This is a genomic window from Klebsiella sp. TF21-TM, from assembly GCF_019753495.1.
Lineage (GTDB): Bacteria > Pseudomonadota > Gammaproteobacteria > Enterobacterales > Enterobacteriaceae > Klebsiella > Klebsiella quasipneumoniae.
The window spans coordinates 12,507-35,010 of the sequence record NZ_JAIJYL010000032.1 but is presented as its reverse complement, the minus strand read 5'-3'; the positions used below and the strand labels follow the sequence as shown (position 1 = coordinate 35,010).

Here is a 22,504-nt window from a genome sequence, read left to right as displayed (position 1 = left end):
TAAGAGACATAAGGTTTATAATCGATGGACAGCCTCACCTCGCTAACGTCCTTTGTCCGCACCGCCGAAACGCTAAGCTTTGTTCAGGCCGCCAGGCTGCTGGGCATTTCAGCCTCGGCGGTGGGTAAGAATGTCGCCAGGCTTGAGCATAAGCTGGGGGTCCGGCTGTTTAACCGCAGCACCAGAAACGTCAGCCTGACGGCGGAGGGGGCCGCGTTTCTGACCCGCTGCCAGAGTATCCTGGAGCAGATCCAGGAGGCCGAGTCTGAGCTGACGAGCAGTCTCTCACAGCCCTCCGGCAAATTGAGAATTTCACTGCCTGTCATCGGCTACCGCCTGCTGCTCCCTGCCCTCACCGCCTTTAGCCGTCTTTATCCGCAGGTTGAACTGGATCTCAATTTTAGTGACCGGCTGGTCAATCTGATCGATGAGGGATTTGATATCGCTATCCGCAGCGGTGAACTAGCGGACTCCCGCTTGATCGCCAGAAAGCTGGGGGGTTTTCGTTTTGTGCTCTGCGCCAGCCCGGCATATCTGGCGGAATACGGCGTTCCCGGCTCGCCAGCGGAATTGGCGGCGCACAAGTGCATTTTTTTTCGCTTCCCTTCGACGGGGCTGATCCAGCCCTGGGAACTGCGCGATATGCGGCTGACGGGGGATTTCAGGGCCGCTTCCGTGATGAGGGTCAATAACATTGAGGCCGCCATTCGCTTAAGCGCGGCGGGGATGGGTATCGCCTATGTCCCTGATTTTGTTGTGCGTGAGGCCATCAATGAGGGACACCTGCAAGAGGTATTGCCCGGCTGTTGCGTCAAGGATGGGCATTTCTCCGTCCTGTGGCCTGCCAGCCGCTATCTGTCGCCGCGAATACGCTGTTTTATCGATTTTATGGCTGCGGCAGAGATACCCTTGTCGCCCGCATCGACAATACCGACCTCCTGAAAAGCCCAGCGCCGGATATCCTGCCGCGCGGCCAGCGAAAGCCGGCGACAGGAAAACCACTCAAGAGTACATCCTACCCTTTGGCGAAATTGGCCTGGATCCGCTGCTGCAGATAATCCTCGGCGCTGATGGGCGGGTACTTCCTCTGCGGCCCAAGTATCTCAACATCTTTATTGGCCTGGCAGAAAAACGCCAGGCTGTAGCGCGGCCCCTGATATTCGTGGGGCTGCGGGTTTCTCACCCGGTGGAAGTTAGACGGCAGCTGGTCGTCGCTCCAGCGCATCAGCATATCGCCGATATTGCAGGTGATGACCTCTTCCCTTGGCTCAATGCTGGTCCACTGCTGGCTTTCGCGGTCCTTGCCAGGGCAGACCTGCAGGCCGCCCTGACCGGGGCGCTGGAACAGTAGCGTCAGGCAGTCAAAATCGGTATGCGCGCCGGCCCGCCACATCCCCTGCTGCGACTGCTCGGTTGCATAGTAGTGCAGCATGCGCAAGGTGCTCTGATAGGTGTCACGCTGCGGATCGTGCGCGGTGGTAAAAAACGATTCCGGAAAACCGAGCTTTAAAGCAAAGCAGGAGAGGATCTTCATCCCCAGCTGCCAGCACTGCGATTCAAATCCGAGCATCGTCTGTCGGAAGCCTGGCAGCTCCCGATCGCTGGGCCAGCGCCCGTCCATCAGCGGACGGGTTATCTGATATGACTCTTTTTGATCCGGCGTGCGGGTCGATGGCCGGACCTGCGCCTTGCTCTCCCAGCCGGCGTTACCGGCCAGCGGATACTGGCGCTTCACCTCGTCGGGCAGGTCAAAAAACGCCTCGGTCGTGCTGAACGCCTGGCGGATCGCCGCCAGCGGAATACCGTGGTGGCTGACCTGGAAGAAACCGATCTCCACCGCCGCCTCCCACAGTTGTTCGGCAATGTCATTTTTTCTTTCGGCAAAGTTAGACAGGTCGATACAGCGCACTTCGCGGGCAAAGGTCTCTTCGCCCTGGGCGCCCATCAGCGCCTCTTTTTCCAGTTCCTGTAAGGCATAGCGTTGATTTTGGGTGGTTGCGTTCATCGTCATTATCCTGTGATCAGTTAAACAGCGGCGCGCTGTTGGAGGGTACGGACTGCCGCCAGCGCGTCGTGGCGCATCGCGTCAAGGTCGAGACCGGGAATGGCGTCATCTTCCACGATGGGCCGGCCATTCAGCAGCAGCGCCTTCAGCGCGGCGCGGCCGCCGCAGGCCACCGGGCCAATCGCCATATCATGCAGGCCGAAGTAGCGCGGATCGTCCAGCCGGTAAATGGCGAGGTCCGCCTGCATCCCGACCTGCAGGGTGCCGCTCTGCGCTAAGCCAAGGATCTGCGCCCCGCCGGCGCTGCCCCAGCGCACCACATCCTCCACCGTGGCCGCATCGGCTCCGCCCTCGAAGGTGCCTCCGGCGTAGCGCGGCTGCGCCAGCATCCCTTTGCGCGCGCGCTGCAGCAGCCATGCGGCATGGGCTTCGCTTTGCATATCCGCCGCTTCATTGGAGGCAGCGCCGTCCACCCCCAGCGAGACCGGGACCCCGGCCTGCTCCAGCGCCAGCAGATCGGCGATGCCGCTGCCCAGCCGGCCGTTGCTTTGCGGACAATGAGCAATGCCGGTACCGGTGCGGCCCAGCAGGGCAATCTCCTCCGGCAGAAGCTTCACCAGATGGGCAAACCACACGTCATTTCCCAGCCAGTCGTGCTCCGCGCAGAACTGCACCGGCGTCATGGCGAATTTCTGCCGCGCGGCGTCAAGATAATCGACGGTTTCCGATAAATGGCTGTGCAGCCGGATCCCCAGCTGGCGGGCCAGCTTCGCCATCTCCCGCAGCTGGGCACCCGGCGCGGAGTGCAGGACGGTAGTGGGCGCCATCACCACCCGGCGCAGCGAGTCGGGCCGCGGGTCGTGATAGCGGCTGACCAGCCGTTCAATATCCGCCATATAGCCGTCGAAGGTTTCCGGACGCAGCGCCACCGGCAGATCCTGCTCCACCGCCCGACCCTGGGTCGCCCCACCCCGGCACAGAACGATGCGCATCCCCAGCGCTTCCCCTTCGCTGAAGAGAATCTCCGACGTATCGAAAGGCATATCCGGCCAGTACAGGTAGTTGTGATCCGCCACGCTGGCGCAGCCCGAGCGCAGGAGCTCCACCAGACCAATGCGCACCGCCAGACGAAAGGTATGTTCATCGAAAGCCGCGCGAAAGCGGTACGGCGTGGCGCTCAGCCAGGCCGTCAGGCTCTGGTTCAGCCCCTGCGGCTCGCCCTTCAGCAGCGACTGAAAAAGATGATGGTGCGTATTCACCCATGCCGGATAGATCACGCAGTCGCGGGCGTCGATCAGTCGCTCTTCCGGCAGCGGCGTCAGGCTGCCGATGGCCGCAATCTTGCCGTCGCGGATGCGAATATCCGGCCCGGCCAGCCGCGCCGCCTCTCCGGACAGACCGCTGAGGATGGCATGGGCATTTTTAATGATGAATGACATGGCGTCGCTCCTCAGGGTTTTACCTGCATGGTCTGGACAAAGTCGGTGGTATAGGCCTGTTTCCAGTCGGTGGCCGCCGCCAGCAGACCGGCGCTGACCATAAAATCGCGCGTCTTTTGCCAGCGGGCGTCGGTCATCGTCCCCCAGCCCTGGCTGGCGGCATCCCCGCCGTCGATCAGATGATGCTCACGGATCTGGGTCACGCCCCAGGCGAGCAGATCGTCGGTCATTTTCGGGTTGTCCTGCTTAATCAACGCATTTCCCGGCGCCGGATCCTTGAGATAGCTCACCCAACCCTCCATTGAGGCGCGGACAAACTTCGCCATCGCCGCTTTACGCTCAGCGATGGTGTCCGGGCGGGCGATGAGAATGCCGCCATAGGGAGGGTAACCATGCTCAGAAAAGAGGAAGAAGTTCGCCTTCACCCCGGCCTTCTGCACCTGGAACACCTCGGAGCTGACATAGGCCTGCTGGGCGACAGCGTCGTCGACGACAAAGGGTTGAATATTGAAGGTATAGGGGCGAACCTGAGCGTCGCTCAGTTGGTATTGCGCCTTCAGCCACGGCCACCATGTCGCCTGACCGGAGCTGGAGACCAGAATGGTTTTGTCTTTCAGCCCCTGCAGGGAGCTAACATCGGCGTGGGTCAGCAGTCCCTGGGGATCGTACTGAAAGGGCGCGGCAATGGCTTTCGCCTGGAAGCCGCGCTGAATGCCTTCCAGCAGCTGCAGATCGTAACCGATGATCACATCGGCCCGCTTCGACAACAGCAACTGCATGCCGTTGACCTGCGGTCCGCCGGAGCGGATCTCGACGTCGAGACCATATTTTTTGTACAGCCCAGTGGCCTGAGCCTGATAATAGCCCCCCTGCTCCGCCTGAGCGTACCAGGAGGTCAGCAGAACGATTTTTTCCTCGGCCTGAACGGCCAGCGAGACACCGCCGAGGGCCATCAGGCCCAGCCAGCGTAAGCCCCGGGGAAGGCGTGCGCCTGTTTTCATTATCCCTCTCCTCTTTACGCCGGGAGGGGGAGCGAGCGAATGTGGCTCAGCCTCCCATCCCGGTCAACATTGAACCGCGACATGGTGACTGAGCAATGTCCCGTATGGATAACCCGTACTGACCGCTTCTACTCACACTCAGCTATACAAAAACAATGCCAGATTTGATGGCCCGCGAGCGGCCGCGAAAAATCGCCTGCGCCGCCGCCCTTGGGCATGCAACCTTTGATTCATGCACACAATAAATGCACCACTTTGGTGCGTTGATGAATGATTTTAGTGCCTGCCCGGTCTCTCACAGCTGGCTGAAGAGCATCTCCAGCTGGTTCAGCATCATCGAGGCGGCAAGGGAAAGCTGGCGGGCGGGCGAGACGCACAGCGCCAGGGTGAAAGGCTTAAGCTGCGGATCGGTTAGCGGCACAAACGCCAGCTGGCCGGACTCGATCTCATCGAGAATATCCAGCCGGCACAGGATGCCGATGCCCATCTGCTCTTTGATCAGGGTGCGGATCATGTGGATGTTATTCGATACCGCCACCTCCTTCACCTCGTTGCCGCTAATGTTCACCAGCGCCTCCACCGGTTCGCTGATCATCAACGGGGCGGATGGCAGGATAAACGGGTAGTCGATGCACTGGCTAAAACGCACAGCGCTGCGGCTGGCCAGCGGATGGCCGGTCGGCACTACGATCCCCATATTCATTTCGGCAAACGCCCGCACCTGCAGTTCGCGGGAGGTCTGCGGATTGAGCATGATGCCGAAATCCGCCTCGCCGGAGATCAGCGCCTGCTGGATGTGGATATTGTTGATGGTGGTCAATGTAAAAGAGATGTTGGGATAATGTTTATGCACCTCTTTAAGCATCGTCGAAAAGAAATGCCGGTTAATGGCATCGATAGTGGCGATGCGCACATGCCCCCGCCGCAGTCCGCGCAGGTCATCCAGCTGCTCGCAGACCCGGGTAAAGTCCTTTTTCCAGTTATTGGCCGCGTGCAGCAGCAGCTCCCCGGCGGCGGTCAGCCGCAGCCCGGTGGGATGGCGCTCGAAGAGCGGCATCGCCAGCTCCTGTTCCACGCGCAAAATCTGACGGTCAATAGAAGACGCAGACACATGCAGCGCCTCTGACGCTTTACGAAACGACCCCTGACGGGCCACTTCGGTGAAATAGAGCAGAAATCGGGAGAAGGCAAACATCGTTTGGGTGCTCTCTTTTTTGCAACGGGTTGTGCGAATCAAAGCTCTGGACGCAACAGTTTTATCACAATACCGTAGCATTCATAGCGGAGAAACGATCGTTTCATCCATTTTTGCACGCCGGACAGTCACCGCGAAGGAGCGGGTATCCCTTCGCTGCCCCTGGCCGCCCTGCAGACAGCGGATTGAGGGAGAGAAAACGGTAATGCACAGCCACGATCTTATTTCGGTCTCGGTGGGGGAAATACGCCCCAATGGCGAGGGAAATCTATCTTTAATATTGCAGGCGGCGGCCGGGGAAATATTACCGGCCTACTCCGCCGGGGCGCATATCGATATTATTATTCCCGGCGTTGGCCCGCGGCAATATTCCCTGTGCGGCATGCCTGACCGCGGTAATCATTATGAAGTTTGCGTCCGGCTGACGGACGCGTCCACCGGCGGCTCACGCTATTTGCACCAGCAGCTCAAACCCGGCGATCGGCTCTCCATTTCGTCGCCGCGCAACCATTTTCCCCTGCCGGAGGCCGGGCGCTACCTGCTGTTTGCCGGCGGCATCGGCATCACGCCTTTGCTGGCGATGGCCGAAGCGATTGCCGCCAGAAAAGGGAAGCTGGAGCTGCATTATTATGTCGCCAGCTCGCGCCAGACGGCCTTCACATCGCGCCTGGCCCAGCTGGCCGCGAGCGGCACGGTGGCGATCCACTGCAGCGAGGAAGGCGCGTCGTTTCGCCAGCGGATCCCCGAATGCTTAACCACGCCCCACCCTGATACCGCAGTGGTGGCCTGCGGCCCGGAGGGCTTTATTCAGCGACTGCGGTCAGTCATGGAGGAATATCGCTGGTCGCCGTCGCAATTCGTATTCGAGCGCTTTACTCCCGCGGCGGAAAATAATATCGCGGCGAACAACGCATTTTATATTGAGCTGGCCTCCAGCGGGCAGCGTCTGCAGGTCGCCGCGGATCAAACCATTGCTCAGGTATTACAGCATGCCGGGGTGGAGGTGATGCTCTCCTGCGAACAGGGAATGTGCGGATCGTGTATTACCGGGGTTCTCGACGGGCTCCCCGAGCACCGGGACAGCGTGCTGACGGCGGAAGAGAAAGCCGGCAACGACCAGATCACACTCTGCTGTTCGCGGGCGAAATCGCCGGGTCTGGTTTTGGATCTGTGAGGAGACTGACGATGACGTTCCCCTCCTCTTGCGCGCCGCTCGCCGGCATCAGCCGCGCCCGACTTCCGGCCTGGGCGCTGCCCGACGGCTGGCCGACGCAGGCCAACGAAGAACCGCGGCTGGCGGACCTGGCCTTTCGCGATGGACGGATCGCCGCCGTGACGCCCTCCGTCGAGCCGGCTCCCGGCCTGTGGGACCTGGCGGGGGCCCTGACGCTCCCCGGCCTGGTGGAACCCCATGCCCATCTGGACAAAACCTTTACCATTGCACGCTGCCGTCCGGCGCAGGCCGGGCTGCTGGCGGCGATCCACGCCATGCACGAGGACCGCCGACACTGGACCAGGGCGGATATTCAACGTCGGGCGTCCGCCGCGCTGGCCCGGGCGGCAGCAAATGGCGTGACCCATTTACGCAGCCATATCGACTGGTTTACCGCCGACGCGCCGGACGCCTGGCAGGAGATCGCCCGTCTCGATACCGGCGGCATCACCCTGGAACGGGTGGCGCTGGTCCCGCTGCCCCTGTTTCGCGATCCGGCGGACGCCGAGGCCATTGCCCGGACGGTCGCCAACAGCGGGGAGCGCTGCCTGCTGGGGGGCTTCATTCACTCCTCCAACTGGGACGCCGCCGCCATGGCAAACCTGCTGCGCAGCGCGGCCCGCTGGGAACTGGATCTGGATTTGCATATCGATGAGGAGCTCAGCAAGGTGTCTCAGGGGCTGACCTGGCTGGCGGATCATCTCTCCCGCCACCCATTCCCCGGGCATATCTGCTGCAGCCACGGCTGCGCGCTGGCCGCCGGCAGCGACGCGCAGGCGGCGCTGATCCTGCGCCAGCTGGCGGCGCACGGCGTCACCCTTATCGCCCTGCCGATGACCAACCTGCTGCTGCAGGATGCGACGTTCGGCCGCACGCCGCGCCAGCGGGGGATCACCCTGCTGCACGAGGCGCAGGCCGCCGGCGTGGCCACCCTGCTTGGGTGCGACAACGTGCAGGACGCTTTTTGTCCGGCGGGAAGCTACGACCCGCTGGACACCCTGGCCTGCGGCCTGTTCAGCGCCCAGCTCAGCGACCCGTTCGACCGGCAGTCTCGGCTGATCTGCGATCGCGCGGCGCTAACCGGTTCGCCGGCAGACGCGGCCCCTTTTGCCGTCGGGGCGGCGGCCAGCGTGGTGATTTTCCCGGGTAGCGACCGTTTTACCTGGCCTTTAAACAGCGCCGCCCGTCTGGTGGTTAACCACGGCAGGTTAACCCACCGGCGAGTGTGGCAGGAGGAGATGGCACATGAGTCTTGAAGCAGGCGCGGGGGCGCCGCTGGCGCGGTATGCCGCCTGGCGCAGAGCCGGCGATTTTATTTTTCTCTCCGGCATTATTCCGGTCAATCCCCTGACCGGCACCATCGTCAACGGCTTTCAGGATGTGCCTGAGCCGGTGCGGGAGCTGCTGGGGGCGACCGGGGAATTTTCAACCGATGCGAAGCAGGGGCCGATCCTCGCCCAGAGCTGGTACGTGCTGGAAAGCATCCGCCGCACCGTGGCGTCGGCGGGAGGGCAGATGAGCGACGTTATCAAGCTGGTGCAGTACTTTCGCAACCTTGACCATTTTCCCTATTACAGCCGGGTCAGGAAGCTGTTTTATCCCGACCAGCCGCCCGTATCCACCGTGGTGCAGGTCAGCGAAATGCTGCCCGACGCCACGGTATTGATTGAAGTCGAAGCAACCGTCTGGTTACCCCAGCCAATTCACTCCGAGGCACCGCGATGATTAACGGTTACATTCCTGCAGCGCGCTTTCTCCCTTTTCTGAGCTGGACGGACGTGGCCGCCCTGCCGGATAAAAGCAATACGGTTATCGTCCTCCCCACCGGAGCGATCGAACAGCACGGCCCCCATCTGCCCTGCTCGGTGGACAGCGTGATCTCCTCCGGCGTGGCGGGCCATGCCCTCGCCCGGCTGCCGGCGGCGATCCCGGCCTACGCCATCCCGCCGATCGTCTACGGTAAGTCAGAGGAGCATCTGCATTTTCCCGGCACCCTGACCCTCAGCGGCGATACCCTGCTGCATACCCTGCTGGAGATCGCCGAATCCCTCTATCGGGCCGGTTTTCGCAAGCTGCTGATGATCAACGGCCACGGCGGCCAGCCGCAGATCCTGCAGATCGCCTGCCGGGAAATGCGCCTGCGCCACGGGGATTTCATCGCCATCCCGCACGACGTGTTCAACGTGCCCAACTGCGAAAAACAGTTCCTCAGCCCGCATGAACAGCGGATGGCAATGCACGCCGGGCATAGCGAAACGGCGCTGATGCTGGCGCTGGCGCCGGAGTGCGTTCATATGGAGCGGGCGGTCGCCAACTTCCCGCCGGAATTCCCCTGTCCGACCCTGTCGAAAGGCCGCCCGGCGGCGGCGTGGGCGTCCTATGACTTTGGCCCCAGCGGGGTGATTGGCGACCCAACCCCGGCGACGCGGGAGCAAGGCGAAGGGCTTCTCGACTCCCTCGCCGCTAGCTGGGCGCAGGCAATCATCGAGATCCACCGCATGGCCTGGGTCGAACGTCGCGAACCGACCTGGGGCAAACAGCACTGGCACGGCTTTGTGCAGTCCCTACCACCCTCTTTCGCTGCTGAATCCAAGGAGCCCTGATGAATACCAGATCAACGCCAGTTTTTACCCTGCTGACCGTCGCCGCCCTCGCGGCCTCAGCCTCCTGCGTCGCGGCGGAGAAGTTCACGTTTCTCACCAACTGGTATGCCCAGGCGGAGCATGGCGGTTTTTACCAGGCCCAGGCCACCGGGCTGTATAAGCACGCCGGTCTTGATGTCGAGATTAAAATGGGCGGCCCGCAGATCAACGTCATGCAGCTGATGGCGGCCGGCCAGGCGGACTGCACCCTTGGCGACAACGGCCAGGCGCTGGAGACCTGGCAGGCCGGGGTGCATGCGGTAACCGTCGCCACCGTGTTCCAGCACTCGCCGACGGTGTTTATCACTCATGACAAAGTGAGCAACCCGGCGGAGCTTAAAGACAAAACCTTCCTGCTCGCCACCGAGGCCTATACCTCCTTCTGGCCGTGGGCGAAGAGCGAGCTGGGTCTGGCTGGCAGCAAAGTGCGCCCCTATACCTTTAACGTCCAGCCGTTCCTCGCCGATAAAAATCTGGTGCAGCAGGGCTACGTGACCTCCGAGCCGTTCTCCGTCGCCAAAGGCGGGCAGCCGTTCTATGTCTATCCGCTCAGCGACTGGGGCTACCCGCCCTACGGCAACTCGATTATCTGTATGGCGGACACCATCCGCAAACGTCCGGCGGCGGTGGCGGCCTTCGTCAAAGCCTCCATGGAAGGGTGGAAAAGCTACCTGCAGGATCCTGGCCCCGGCAACAACCTGATCGGCAAAGCGAACCCGCAAATGAGCGCCGAGCAGATCGCCTTTGGCATTGCCCAGATGAAACAGTACCAGCTGGTGACCGGCGGCGACGCCATGACCGGCGGCATCGGCATCATCACCGAGCCGCGGCTGAAGAAAACCTGGGACATGCTGGTGAAAAACAACCTGATCGACGCCAGCAAGGTGCCGTTTGAGCAGACATATACCCTGGAGATGGTCAAAGACGCCGGAGTGATGCCATGAATACCGCCCCGAAACTGACCGTGATGAGCGACACCTGCTTTATACCCGCCTCCGCCACGCCGGCCATCGAGGTGCTGTCGGCGGAGAAGATCTATAGCAACGGCACCCGGGCGCTGCTGCCCGTCAATCTGACCATCAACCAGGGGGAGTTCATTACCCTGCTCGGCCCGTCCGGCTGCGGTAAGAGCACCCTGCTGAAGATGGTCGCCGGCCTGGTGGAGCCCAGCGACGGCAAGCTGATGCTGTGGCGGCGCGACAGCCGGGAAAAAGCCCAGCATCCGCTCTCGTTCGTCTTCCAGGAGGCCACCCTGATGCCCTGGAGCAGCGTGCGCAATAACGTCAGGCTGCCGCTGGATCTGGCCGGCGTGCCGCGGGCGGAGGGGAATACCCGGGTGAGTGAAGTCCTTGAGCTGGTGGGGCTCGGCAAGTTCGCCGACGTCCTGCCGCGCGAACTCTCCGGCGGCATGCAAATGCGCGTCTCCATCGCCCGCGGCCTGGTCACCCGGCCAAAGCTGCTGCTGATGGATGAGCCCTTCGGCGCGCTGGATGAAATTACGCGGAACAAGCTCGACAGCGATCTGCTGCGCCTATGGCAGGAGCAGAATCTGACGGTGGTCTTCGTCACCCACTCGATCCACGAAGCGGTGTTTCTCTCGCAGCGGGTGATCATGATGGCGGCCCGTCCCGGACGGGTGGTGGAAGATATCGCCATCCGGGAGCCGTTCCCGCGCAGCGAGGCGTTCCGCGTCAGCCCGGCATTTTCCCTGTATGCCCGTCAGCTGCAGGACAGTCTGTTGCAGGCCAGCCAGTCCGGTATGGAGCCATAATATGAAGACCACAACCTCAACGCCGTGGATCCAGCATCCGCGTTTTCTCAAAATTCTCTATCCGACCCTCGTCGCGGTGGCGGTGGTGCTCCTCTGGCAGGGCGCGGTAAGCTATTTCCGCATCCCGGCTTTTCTGGTGCCGTCGCCGCTGGTGATGCTGGACAGCCTGTGGACGCATCTCACGCCGCTGCTACTGGCGCTGCTGTTCACCCTCAAGATCACCCTGATCTCGTTTCTGCTGTCGATTGTCATCGGCGCCGCCGTGGCGTTTATCCTGGTGCAGAACCGCTTTGTGGAGACCGCCCTGTTTCCCTACATCGTGTTTTTGCAGGTGACGCCGATCGTCGCCATCGCCCCGCTGATCATCATCTGGGTGAAGGACGCCACCCTCTCGCTGGTGGTGTGCGCCACTCTGATGGCGGTCTTCCCCATCATCTCCAATACCACCCAGGGACTGCGCAGCGTCTCCCCCGGCCTGCTGAGCTATTTCCGCCTCAATCACGCCAGCCGCTGGCAGACCCTGGTGCGGCTGCGTATCCCCTCGGCGCTGCCCTATTTCTTCGGCGCGCTGCGTATTTCCAGCGGGCTGTCGCTGATTGGCGCGGTGGTGGCGGAGTTTGTCGCCGGCACTGGCGGGACCAATACCGGGCTGGCCTATCAGATCCTGCAGGCCGGCTACCAGCTGGATATCCCGCTGATGTTTGCCGCGCTGCTGCTGATCTCTCTCGCCGGGATCGCGCTGTTCGGCGTGATGTCCTGGGTCTCGCGCCGGGCGCTCAGCGCCTGGCATGAAAGCGAAGCCGTGCAATCTCATTAATGTTTTGCTGACGAACAGGAAAAAGAATGATGACTGATGAACAGCGTCAACAAGCGGTCGCGGCGATCCAGCAGGCACTCCCGGCGCTGGAGTGGACCCTGCAGCCGGCGAAACTCAAACGGCTTTCCCGCGATTTTCACTGGTTCAGTCCGGTACTCGCCGAGCAGCTGGCGGGAAAACAGGCGGACGCGGTGGTTCGCCCGCGCGATGAAGAGGAGCTGCGCCAGCTGGTCGCCGCCTGTGCGCAGCATCAGCTGCCGCTGACCTTGCGCGGCAGCGCCACCGGCAACTATGGACAGCTGGTCCCTCTCGAAGGAGGGATGCTGGTGGATATGACCGGGCTCAACCAGATCGTCGCCCTCGGCAACGGCACGGTGAGGGCCCAGGCCGGCATTCGCCTGGCGGACATCGAAACCGCCGCCCGCCCGACGGGCTGGGAGCTGCGCTGTATGCCGTCGACCTATCGCCTGGCGAGCCTGGGCGGCCTTTACGGCGGCGGGTTCGGCGGCATCGGCTCCATCAACTATGGGCCGCTGGCGGCGCCCGGCAATGTGCTTAGCGTCAAAGTGATGACCGTCGAGCCGGTCCCTCGCGTACTGACCGTCCCGGCACCCGAAGCGCTGTTGCTGCATCACGCCTACGGCACCAATGGCATCATTCTCGAGGTTGAGCTGGCGCTGGCTCCCGTGCACCAGTGGATAGAACGCCTGGACGTGTTTGACGATTTCGCCGATGCCCTGAACTATGCCAACGCCTGCGTCCGCTCGCCGGGGCTGGTGAAGCGCCAGGTCGCGCTGCTGGCCACCCCGATCGCTGACTATTTTAGCCACCTCAACGATCGTTACCGCGCCGGGCAGCATGCGGTTATCAGCCTGATCGCCGAAGAGAGCGAAGGCGTGTGCGCCAGCCTGTTACAGCGCCATCGCGGGGCCACCGCCATCCGCCAGGCCAGCGATGAGGCCCGGGCGCGCAATAGCTCGTTAATGGAATACTGCTGGAACCACACCACCCTGCATGCGCTCAAGGTGGACAATACACTGACCTATCTGCAGACCGCGTTTGATCCGCAGCGCTATCCACAGCAAATTTTACAGATGGAACAGCATTTCGCCGGGGAGGTGATGTCCCATATTGAATTTCTGCGCGATATCGAAGGCAACCTCACCGCCAGCGGTCTGCAGCTGGTGCGCTATACCACGCCCGAACGTCTCAACGCGATCATGCAGATATTTCGCGATAACGACGTCAAAATTAACAACCCCCACGTGCTGCAGGTTGAGGACGGCAAACAAGGGGTGATTCGCCCTGACGTGGTGGCGGTGAAACAATCTCTCGACCCCGCGGGATTGCTTAACCCCGGCAAGCTGCGCGGCTGGGCGCTGCGCGACCAGCTGGAACTGGACAGCAACCCGCTGGCGCGGGCCACCCGCGAAACTCCCGCGACCTGATCGCTCCGCTCCGCTCCGCGTGCGGGCAAACGCGGAGCGGGCCCGTTTCTCTTCCCCCTGCCCGCACGGCGAGTTTTTTTACGCCACTCATTCATATGAATGAGTGGCGTCTCTGTTTCCTCCGTTATACTTTTCTTTAGCTGACGAGACGGTCGTTAAAAAATTGTTCACAGCATTTTCTAAATTTTCTCTTTGAGCAAAAAAAGAGGTCTTCTGATAACGGCCAATAAATTCCCTTGTATGACCAACAATGTTCAGATCCGTTGCTAAGGAAATTAAAATGTCATTATCCGTGAATAGTTACCTAAAAGAAGTTGAAGAAATAAAAAATAAAACCACTGCCCTGTCCAATAAAGAATTCAGTGACACTATTGATGAAAATGGCCATCAGTACGTTGATCTGGTAATGGAGGGTGGCGGCGTCCTCGGATTAGCCCTTGTAGGTTACATATATATTTTAGAGAAAGCAGGAATAAGATTCATTGGTATCGCAGGTACTTCAGCCGGTTCTATTGCCGCCTTGCTATTATCTGCAGTAGATATACCTGAAAAAGAAAAAAGCGAACAGTTAATAAACATGATCGCCAACATGCCTATAAATACATTTATTGATGGGAAAAAAGACGGAGATTATGATCCAAAGAAATTTATGGATACTGCAACTGGCTTAATGAATGCTGAAAACAAATCAGGGTTTAAATACTTTCGTGCATTTATGAGATTTCTTTCGACAACGGACAACTTAAAAATAATGCATGGACTTAATAGAGGTGATGAATTCGAGTCCTGGCTTAAAAAACAGCTATCATCTTTTAATATTTATACTGTCAGCGACCTTAGAAAAAGAATGGCGACAACTCCACCCGGATGGAAGATTAGATGCACCAGTATCGATAAAGCATCCCAGCTTGAAGGTAAACTTTACCTTGATGAGTTAGATGTTAATCATGACTATTTATGCTTGATAACGGCGGATTTGGCCACCGAATATAAGGTTGAACTTCCTGTCATGGCAGATCTATATTGGGAAAAACCGAAAGATGTAAATCCCGCGGTCTTCTGCCGCTGCTCTATGTCTATCCCTTTTGTGTTTCAGCCCTACACGGTAAAAATACCTCATATGGATAATAATCTACAATTGAAATGGCAAAAATATACCGGCATTAGTTTTCAAAACAGATTAGCGACTCGATTTCCGCCACCTATCGCTTGTTTTGTTGATGGCGGAATCATGTCAAACTTTCCGATTGATGTTTTTCACAACCCCACAAAAATTCCAGCAAGACCCACATTTGGTGTCAAACTGCAACTTGATGATCACAGTCATGAAATTAACAGTACCCTTAATATATTTGCTCAATCTTTCAACACCGCCAGACATGCCATGAATTACGATTTCATTAAAAAAAACCCTGATTACAATAAGCTAGTATCATTCATAGACACTGGAGACATCGGCTGGTTAGACTTCAGTATGAGCGACGCCAACAAACTTAAACTTTTTAGACTTGGCGCAGAAACAGCTTATCAATTTCTTATTAATTTTGATTGGCAAAATTACAAAAAAATCAGGCGAGATATTACTTCCGCTTATCAGACAAGCCTTCCCCTTGCAAAATTAAATAGATACTTCAAGAATAAATAAATACTGCAAAGATAAAAACTAGAAAAGTTCAGACAGATAAGGAGCGAAACTCGAGGAAATCATTCTCTGCCATCCACAATTTAACAATCTACCTGATGAGGATAAGACCATGCCTAATGGTAACGACTTGATAGAAACAGCAAGAAGTCAGCTTAATGTCAAAGAGCAGCCGCTTAACAGCAACTCTGGCCCAATGGTAAATACCTATCTCAAATCAGCGGGCAGCACACCTGGCTCGCCATGGTGTATGGCTTTTATCTACTGGTGTAGCTGTCAGGCTGGTATTCCCGGCCTGCCTAAAACCGCCAGCGTAGAGAAATTCTATCAGGCGTCATTAGCGCTCGGGAAAATAATAGCCATATCTGACATTGCCGTTGGCGATATCGTTTTAAGAGTTGATTATCCCGTCCAGTCTAAAGGCCAAAAGCCAGGAGATCACGCGGGGATTTACACAGGTAAAAATAAGGCAGGTATCCCGTTATATATCTCAGGTAATACCGTCTCCACAAATCCTGTAGTCACCGATGAAACTAGCTCATATGTCGATGAGCATCAGATGAAGCATTTTAATTACGCAGCTCGTTTTTGGTAACGCGAAGTCTTAAAGATGATTTGAGAAATAGAGGCATTGCCATTACCACACCTTCCGGCCGACGACTGTTTCACCAGACATCGGCCCCTTTCCCCATCCCGCCCCTGCCTCCGGCATTTTCAGCCCGACGCCGACCTTATCCTGCGCCGGACAGTCCCGCCATATGGACGATAAGGCCCACCGCGGCGGCGGCGGCCAGTACCCAGGTCAGCTTCCACTTATAGCGAAACAGCAGCCCGGCGGCGCCCAGGGCAATGGCCGCAGACCATGGGTCGAAACCGGACGGTCCCCAGACGCTATGCCAGATAAAAAACAGCGCCAGATTCAGGATAACGCCCACCACCGCGGCGGTGATAGCAGTCAACGGCGCGGTAAATCCCACTTTATTATGGGTGGTTTCAATAAACGGCCCGCCGGCGAGAATAAAGATAAACGAGGGCAAAAAGGTAAACCATGTCACCAGGCACGCCGCCGCAATGCCCCCCAGCAGCGCATCATCGACGCCCAATACCGCTTTGGTGTAGCCGCCGACAAACCCGACAAAGGTCACCACCATGATCAACGGCCCGGGGGTGGATTCCCCAAGGGCGAGGCCGTCCATCATCTGCCCTGCCGTCAGCCAACCATAATGGGTTACCGCCCCCTGGTAAACATAAGGTAAGACGGCATACGCCCCGCCAAAGGTCATCAGCGCGGCTTTGGTAAAGAACCAGCTCATCTGGGTCAGCGGATGCGCCCAGCCCAGCATTAGCGCCAGGGCGGCCATCGGCACCAGCCACAGCAGCATCCCGGCGATCAGTACCTGGGCGGTACGCCGCCAGCTGAAAATGGCATGGGCCGGGATCGGCGTCGCGTCATCAATGATGGCGGCCCCGCCGGGGTGACTCTGCGCACGGTGGGCGTCCGCTTTGCCGAATGTCGCCGGCGCCATCCGTCCGCCGATAAACCCGACGATCGCCGCGGTCAGGACGATCAGCGGAAAAGGAACGTTCAGCGCAAAAATAGCGACAAAGGCAGCGGCGGCGATGGCCCAGTAGGCGCCATTTTTCAGCGCCCGCGAGCCGATGCGGTGCGCCGCCTGCAGCACGATCGCCGCCACGGCGGGTTTGATGCCATAAAAAATCCCCGCCACCACCGCGACATCTCCCCAGACGAGGTAGATCCAACCCAGCGCGATGAGTAACGCCAGCGAGGGCAAAATAAACAGCACCCCGGCGATGACGCCTCCCCAGGTTTTATGCATCAGCCAGCCGATATAGGTCGCCAGCTGCTGCGCCTCCGGGCCGGGCAGGACCATACAAAAGTTGAGCGCGTGCAGGAATCGTCCTTCCAAGATCCAGCGGCGGTTATCCACCAGCTCCTGGTGCATCATGGCGATCTGCCCGGCAGGCCCGCCGAAGCTGATAAAGCCGAGCTTCAGCCAGAAGCGAAATGCCTGCCAGAAGGAGACGGAGGCGACGACGGTAGGACTGTCACTCTGCGGAAGAACCACCGTTTTGCTCATGATTGCCAGACCTCATTTCACAGGATCTCAGTAGGCCGTCGAACAGCGAGCAGGCTGCCGCCAGCAGTTGGTCATCGTCCGTAATGGTTTCCCGCAGCCCTGCAAGAACGCTTTATACCCCGCCTCCGGGGTCGGTACCCCACCGACGTCCAGGAAGTGGATAAGCCGCCCCAGGGTATCGGGGATCGCGGCCTCCAGAGCACTGCGTCGGGCCAGAACGTCGAAGGTCACCCGCGTGCCGACGTGCTCTTCAGGGTTCAGCGGCTTGAGACATCGTCAGGTTGAGGGTCAGGAGATGCATTCTCATGCTGTAGACATTACTACAGCATGTCGCGTATGTGACGTTTTCCCACGCGCTGGCTTTGATAAAGTTCGGCAACGCATTTGCGAAAAGCGCAAAAAGACGGCCCGCGCAGCGGCAGACCTGGCGCTAAGCGCGGGGTGGCGATAAGGGGCGCAGCGGCAGGGTGAACAGCGCCAGCCCCACCGGCACCAGGGAGCCCCACAGCACCGCGTTCCAGCCGAAGGCGTTGAGCAGAACGCCGGACGAAAACGAACCCACGATCATCACGCCGAAGACCAGAAAATCGTTGAGCGACTGCACCTGGGTCTTCTCTTCCGGGCGGTGGAAATCGATGATTTTCGCCGAGGCGCCGGTGAAGCCAAAGTTCCAGCCGATGCCGAGCAAAATCAGCGACAGCCAGTAATGATATACCCCGACGCCGCTGAGACCGACCGCCACCGACGCGCCGGTGATCAGCAATCCCGCCGCCGCCATGCGCACGGCGCCGAAGCGCTGGATCAACCGGCCGGTGACAAATCCCGGGCCGTACATCGCCATCACATGCCACTGGATCCCGAGGTTGGCGGCCTGCTGGGAAAGACCGTGCATATGCATGGAGAGCGGCGCGGCGGTCATCAGAAAATTCATCACCATATAGGCCACCGCCCCGCTGAACACCGTGGTGGCGAAGCCCGGCTGGCGGATTATCTCGCGCAGCGGCCGCCCTCCGCGCACGCTGGCCGCCGCGGGCTCTGCCGACGTCACGCCTGCCAGCAGAATGGCGGCGAGCGCCGCCACCAGCGCCTGAGCGAGAAAGGTGAAGGTATGGGTCGGCCAGAGGTGCATGGTGCCGGTGACCAGCATCGGGCCAATGATCCCGGCGGCCACGCCGCCGCCCATCACCAGCGACAGCGCGCGGGCGCGACGTTCCGGAGCGACGCCGTCGGTGGCGGCAAAGCGAAAACTGAGCGCCACCGCGGCATAGGCGCCGCCGAGCATCGCGGCGAAGCAAAACAGCAGAAAAGAGCCCAGCACCACCGCCAGAGCGGCCGCCAGACCGGTGACCACCCCGGCACCGGTACCGGCCATAAACGCGGCTTTGCGGCCCCGCTTTCGCGCCAGCGCGCCGAAAGGCAAAATCGAGGCCGCCATCCCCAGCACAAACAGGGTGATCGGCAGCGTGGCCAGCGACGGGCTGGGGGCGAGGGTATTGCCGACGATAGCGCCGGTGGCGTAGAACACCACCGAGTTGGCGCCGGCCAGCGCCTGAGCGGCGGCCAGGCGGATGATATTTTTGTTCTGCGCCGCCAGCGGCAGCATCTGTTCTGTAGACATCCGTTGTTTTCACCGGTGTGAGAGTGACGCCAGGCTGGCCGTCTGGCATCGCGCCCTGTTTGTTGGGTTCCCTGACCGTTACCTTAGCCGCAAAATACGCTTTTGCACCATAGCGAATAGCAATATTACCCGGCGATCTGACTCCTCTTCTGCGCCAGATCGCCGGGCCGGGCTTCACAGCCCGGTTTATTCAGGGGATCAGTCGCGCCGCGCCGCGGCGAATTTAGCCGCAATCATCGCGGCCGTCGGCTGAACGCCCCCCAGGCTCCACTGTTCCGGGTCATGTTCATCAATGCGGATCCATACCGACTGGCGGAACTGCGGATCGCCCTGCCCCTCAATCTCCACCAGCAGATCGGTCATCCGCCGCAGCAGCTCACTTTTCTGTTCCGCGGTCATGATCCCTTTAATGGTTTGCACGTTAACAAATGGCACGCTATGCTCCTTCGCAGCTAAGTCTAAAATTCAAACTCAGAGTAGAAGGTCAATCTCGCGATGTCAAAAAATAAATCACTGCCCTACCTCGATCCGGAGCTGTGCGGCCTGGCGGAAGGAGCCAAAATACTCGGCGACCGCTGGGTGCTGCTGATCCTCCGCGAGGCGTTTTACGGTGTGACGCGCTTTGAAACGATGCAGACGCATACCCATATCACCCGCCAGACGCTCACCACCCGGTTGAAAACGATGACCGAAATGGGATTGCTCCGCAAAGTCCCCTACCGGGAAGCGGGGGCTCGCGAGCGCTATGAATATGTTCTCACCGATAAAAGCCGTAGCCTGGCGCTGGTGCTGTTCGCCCTGATGGAATGGGGCCACCAGCAGATGCTGCACAGCGCGCCGCATATTGCGCTGGTGGACAGCGATAGCGGCGAGGCCGTCCATCCGGGGTTCGTCACCGCCAGCGGCGGCGTGGCGAATCCCGCCGCGCTGCAGATCGTTAAAGCAGACGAACGCTGATAGCGCCGCGGCGCAGGCTGCGGCGCGGTTGCCCCGTTACAGAACTTTCGTAGACCTCTGGCGGAAGCCGCGACGAGCAGGTATGTTGCATTGCCACGTTACCCGAAGACAGCAGGACATTTTGCTTTCATCGAACTGTGCGATAAAGGATGACGCTCTCTGCCGGGTCCGATCCCGGCCATTATCCGTGGCGCACGCCATGACCACCCTGGTCCGCCGCTGATCCGCGGATCGCTCATGCTAAAGGTAGAAAATGTCGCTTCGTTCACTGCGGGCTTTATGTTTGACCAGCTTCTTTATCGCCGACGTTCGCGACGGCCTCGGGCCGTTTCTGGGGATCTTTCTCACCCAGCGTCACTGGCAGGCGGAGGATATCGGCCTGTTGATGACCATCGGCGGCGTCGCTGGCCTGCTGGCGACCCTGCCCGCCGGCTTCATCACCGACACCTCGCGGCATAAGCGCGTGCTGCTGGCCGTGGTCTGCCTGGTGATAACCCTGACCACCCTGCTGCTCTGGTTCAGTCAGAAGACCAGCGTGGTGGCCCTTTCGCAAGTCGCCAGCGGGATCTGCGCGGCCTTTGTCGGACCGTTAATCGCCGGGATCACCCTTGGGCTGACCCGACAGCGCGGCTTTAGCGCCCAGATGGGCAAAAACGAAGCCTTCAACCACGCGGGGAATTTCTTCACCGCGCTGATTGCCGGGGCCATCGCCTGGTACTGGGGCATCGGCGGCATTTTCATTCTGATGGCCGGTACCACCCTGTTCACCCTCATCGCCCTGCTGGCGATCCGCGGCAGCGATATCGACGATGACGCCGCCCGCGGCCTCGAGTCGGCCGTCCCGCCCTCTCTGCCTGGGTTTGCCATCCTGTTCCGCCATACGCCGCTGCTGATCGCCGGGGTGACCCTGATGCTGTTCCATCTCGCCAACGCCGCGCTGTTGCCGATGCTGAGCATGCGGATCGCCGCCGCGCCGGGACACCTCAATCCGGGGCTGTTTGCCGCCGCCACGGTGATTATTTCGCAGGTGGTGATGATCCCGGTGGCCATTCGGGTCGCCGGCAGCATCGACAAATATGGTTACTGGCGATGCATTCTGCTGGCGCTGCTGATCATGCCCATCCGCGCGGCGCTGGCGGCCTCCAGCGACGCCCCGGCGATGATGGTCCCGGTGCAAATTCTTGATGGTCTGGCGGCAGGGATTTTGGGGGTGGCGGTGCCCAGCTTTATCGTCTCGCTGCTGCGCGGCAGCGGGCACGTCAACGCCGGACAGAGCGTGGTGATGCTGATGCAGGGGGCCGGGGCGGCAATGAGTCCGGCGTTAACCGGCGCTATCGCCGGACGCTACTCCTTTGCCACCGCCTTCGGGGTGCTGAGCGTTATCGCGCTGGTCGGGCTGATGGTGTGGTGGCGCAGCGCCCCGCTGCTCGCCGCCTCCGCGTCGCCGCCGGTCGGCGAAAGCGGCCAGTAAAGAAAGGATTTCGTCAGGCGGACAACAGCCCCCTGCTGTCCGCTTGACGTATAAGAGGCGTTAATTCACCCGCGAACGCAAGGTGATTTGCCGCAGGGCGTTGGCCATATCGAGCTGAATCAGCTCTTTAATGCCTTCGCGCTTAATAAACTGGCTGCGGTGTTTACTTTTCACCTCTTCAATACTTTTTTTGATCTCTTGCGCCGGCAGTTTATACCAGCCGCGAGCCTGTTTCTCACCGCCCATTTCCAGCCACAGCGATGAGTAACTGGCTTTCACCAGATCGCTTTTCACGTGGTAATCGGAATCGATCGCGTAGACCGTGGTGATGTTGAAATAGCCTAAGAAACCATACAGCACGCTCATGATGATATTTTTCGGCCGCGCGCCATGCAGCTCTTTGGTCAGCGCCTTCACCTCTTCATTGGTGATATCTTTCCCGCCCTGAATACCGCCGATATAGGCACGGCCATCGTCGGTACAGGAAAAACAGACGCTATAGACGCGACGGTCGCCGAGAAACAGCTGCAGCATCAGTTCACCCTCCTCCTGAAACGGCGACGCCAGCAGCTTAACGTCAAGCTTATCGCCATTTTTCAAAGGAATAGCAAACATCGCCCGGCCAAAATCCGCCACGGTATAGAGCTGCGGCAGCACATCCGGCTGAAATGTTTTCTCGATAAAATTCAGCGAACCGTGGGCAATATCCAGCTTGCGCCGTTTTGACATCCGTTTATTAAGATAGGCCTTAAAGGGTTTATCCTCGAAAGGCACCAGCCCCTGGGTTACGGCGGTCAACCGCGCGCACTGATATTTGGCGCAAAGTCCTTGATATTCTCTGTACTTACCTCCTGCGAGCGAGAGCTCTCTGCATTTTCGTAAAATTTTTTTATAGTTTATTTTGACCTGACCGATCACTTTATTATGTTTACGCCATTCTTTGATGGCGCCTGCAACAGTATGTCCCATTGATTAAGATCCATAGATTCATCCATAATCGCGGCCATATTAACATAAAAGATATTCGTCAACGCTTAATTACACCTTCGTTGTCCTTTCATTTAATATTGCGGCAGAAAATTGTTCTGCCGACGATAATTAAAATTAACGCCATCCTGTCAACGGTTAATTATGGTAGGTGATGCCCGCCGCCCAGCGACTTAACGCTCTGTGCGTTCGGCGCGAA

General features: G+C 59.5%; 21 protein-coding genes and 1 pseudogene. 13 read left to right on the top strand and 9 right to left on the bottom strand.

Annotation, left to right across the window (positions count from 1 at the left end):
- Positions 1-24 precede the first annotated feature (24 nt).
- Complete coding sequence (locus tag K5R89_RS22920; RefSeq protein WP_072413301.1) at positions 25-942, top strand: LysR family transcriptional regulator; 918 nt, start codon at positions 25-27, stop codon at positions 940-942.
- A gap of 73 nt (positions 943-1,015) precedes the next feature.
- On the opposite strand, the gene K5R89_RS22915 is transcribed toward K5R89_RS22920, so the two are convergent.
- From K5R89_RS22915 to K5R89_RS22900, 4 genes are all read right to left on the bottom strand, one after another.
- Positions 1,016-2,005 (bottom strand): isopenicillin N synthase family oxygenase, encoded by a 990-nt coding sequence (locus tag K5R89_RS22915; RefSeq protein ID WP_087827068.1) that lies wholly within the window; start codon positions 2,003-2,005, stop codon positions 1,016-1,018.
- Positions 2,006-2,025: 20 nt separating this feature from the next.
- On the bottom strand, positions 2,026-3,444 hold the full coding sequence (locus K5R89_RS22910; protein ID WP_023289989.1) for an amidohydrolase family protein: 1,419 nt from the start codon (positions 3,442-3,444) through the stop codon (positions 2,026-2,028).
- 11 nt (positions 3,445-3,455) lie between these two features.
- Positions 3,456-4,445, bottom strand: coding sequence for an ABC transporter substrate-binding protein (locus K5R89_RS22905; RefSeq protein ID WP_048335915.1), 990 nt, complete (start codon positions 4,443-4,445; stop codon positions 3,456-3,458).
- Between the two features lie 295 nt (positions 4,446-4,740).
- Positions 4,741-5,640, bottom strand: a complete 900-nt coding sequence (locus K5R89_RS22900; RefSeq protein ID WP_004202952.1) for a LysR family transcriptional regulator — start codon at positions 5,638-5,640, stop codon at positions 4,741-4,743.
- A 205-nt stretch (positions 5,641-5,845) separates the two neighbouring features.
- On the opposite strand from K5R89_RS22900, the gene K5R89_RS22895 reads away from it, so the two are divergent.
- The 10 genes from K5R89_RS22895 (at position 5,846) to K5R89_RS22850 (ending at position 15,768) form a co-directional block, all read left to right on the top strand.
- Positions 5,846-6,814, top strand: coding sequence for a PDR/VanB family oxidoreductase (locus K5R89_RS22895; RefSeq protein WP_064154492.1), 969 nt, complete (start codon positions 5,846-5,848; stop codon positions 6,812-6,814).
- A gap of 11 nt (positions 6,815-6,825) precedes the next feature.
- On the top strand, positions 6,826-8,109 hold the full coding sequence (locus K5R89_RS22890; protein WP_072421572.1) for an amidohydrolase family protein: 1,284 nt from the start codon (positions 6,826-6,828) through the stop codon (positions 8,107-8,109).
- Positions 8,099-8,578, top strand: a complete 480-nt coding sequence (locus K5R89_RS22885) for a RidA family protein (protein WP_016161230.1) — start codon at positions 8,099-8,101, stop codon at positions 8,576-8,578. Before K5R89_RS22890 ends, K5R89_RS22885 begins: the two co-directional genes overlap by 11 nt.
- Positions 8,575-9,456, top strand: a complete 882-nt coding sequence (locus K5R89_RS22880) for a creatininase family protein (protein WP_032453162.1) — start codon at positions 8,575-8,577, stop codon at positions 9,454-9,456. Before K5R89_RS22885 ends, K5R89_RS22880 begins: the two co-directional genes overlap by 4 nt.
- A complete protein-coding gene (locus K5R89_RS22875; protein ID WP_048297670.1) occupies positions 9,456-10,439 on the top strand; it encodes an ABC transporter substrate-binding protein in 984 nt (327 codons plus the stop codon). Before K5R89_RS22880 ends, K5R89_RS22875 begins: the two co-directional genes overlap by 1 nt.
- The gene (locus K5R89_RS22870; protein ID WP_217259578.1) at positions 10,436-11,266 is read left to right on the top strand and encodes an ABC transporter ATP-binding protein; all 831 of its coding nucleotides are present in this window, start codon (positions 10,436-10,438) and stop codon (positions 11,264-11,266) included. The genes K5R89_RS22875 and K5R89_RS22870 overlap by 4 nt, the downstream gene beginning before the upstream one ends.
- Position 11,267: 1 nt before the next feature.
- The gene (locus tag K5R89_RS22865; protein WP_023289996.1) at positions 11,268-12,083 is read left to right on the top strand and encodes an ABC transporter permease; all 816 of its coding nucleotides are present in this window, start codon (positions 11,268-11,270) and stop codon (positions 12,081-12,083) included.
- Positions 12,084-12,109: 26 nt separating this feature from the next.
- Positions 12,110-13,531 (top strand): FAD-binding oxidoreductase, encoded by a 1,422-nt coding sequence (locus K5R89_RS22860; RefSeq protein WP_217259579.1) that lies wholly within the window; start codon positions 12,110-12,112, stop codon positions 13,529-13,531.
- A gap of 280 nt (positions 13,532-13,811) precedes the next feature.
- Positions 13,812-15,176: a patatin-like phospholipase family protein gene (locus K5R89_RS22855; protein WP_217259580.1), complete on the top strand. Its 1,365-nt coding sequence runs from the start codon at positions 13,812-13,814 to the stop codon at positions 15,174-15,176.
- Between the two features lie 109 nt (positions 15,177-15,285).
- Positions 15,286-15,768, top strand: coding sequence for a hypothetical protein (locus K5R89_RS22850; protein ID WP_087827073.1), 483 nt, complete (start codon positions 15,286-15,288; stop codon positions 15,766-15,768).
- A 136-nt stretch (positions 15,769-15,904) separates the two neighbouring features.
- Here the strand turns inward: K5R89_RS22850 and chrA are convergent, their stop codons facing one another.
- The 4 genes and pseudogenes from chrA to K5R89_RS22830 all read right to left on the bottom strand — a co-directional run bounded on the left by chrA (position 15,905) and on the right by K5R89_RS22830 (position 19,325).
- A complete protein-coding gene (chrA, locus tag K5R89_RS22845) occupies positions 15,905-17,272 on the bottom strand; it encodes a chromate efflux transporter (RefSeq protein WP_087827074.1) in 1,368 nt (455 codons plus the stop codon).
- Positions 17,241-17,518, bottom strand: a pseudogene (locus tag K5R89_RS22840) (chromate resistance protein ChrB domain-containing protein); the annotation flags it as partial. The pseudogene K5R89_RS22840 and the gene chrA, both read right to left, overlap by 32 nt.
- 184 nt (positions 17,519-17,702) lie before the next feature.
- Positions 17,703-18,890, bottom strand: coding sequence for an MFS transporter (locus tag K5R89_RS22835; protein ID WP_227523317.1), 1,188 nt, complete (start codon positions 18,888-18,890; stop codon positions 17,703-17,705).
- 198 nt (positions 18,891-19,088) lie between these two features.
- A complete protein-coding gene (locus K5R89_RS22830) occupies positions 19,089-19,325 on the bottom strand; it encodes a tautomerase family protein (protein WP_004202976.1) in 237 nt (78 codons plus the stop codon).
- Between the two features lie 60 nt (positions 19,326-19,385).
- Between K5R89_RS22830 and K5R89_RS22825 the strand changes: the two genes are divergently transcribed.
- Both K5R89_RS22825 and K5R89_RS22820 read left to right on the top strand, forming a co-directional pair.
- The gene (locus K5R89_RS22825; RefSeq protein WP_087827076.1) at positions 19,386-19,847 is read left to right on the top strand and encodes a helix-turn-helix domain-containing protein; all 462 of its coding nucleotides are present in this window, start codon (positions 19,386-19,388) and stop codon (positions 19,845-19,847) included.
- A 253-nt stretch (positions 19,848-20,100) separates the two neighbouring features.
- Positions 20,101-21,318 (top strand): MFS transporter, encoded by a 1,218-nt coding sequence (locus K5R89_RS22820; RefSeq protein WP_064158412.1) that lies wholly within the window; start codon positions 20,101-20,103, stop codon positions 21,316-21,318.
- A 60-nt stretch (positions 21,319-21,378) separates the two neighbouring features.
- Here the strand turns inward: K5R89_RS22820 and K5R89_RS22815 are convergent, their stop codons facing one another.
- Positions 21,379-22,287: a DUF535 family protein gene (locus K5R89_RS22815; protein WP_032453173.1), complete on the bottom strand. Its 909-nt coding sequence runs from the start codon at positions 22,285-22,287 to the stop codon at positions 21,379-21,381.
- Positions 22,288-22,504 lie beyond the last annotated feature (217 nt).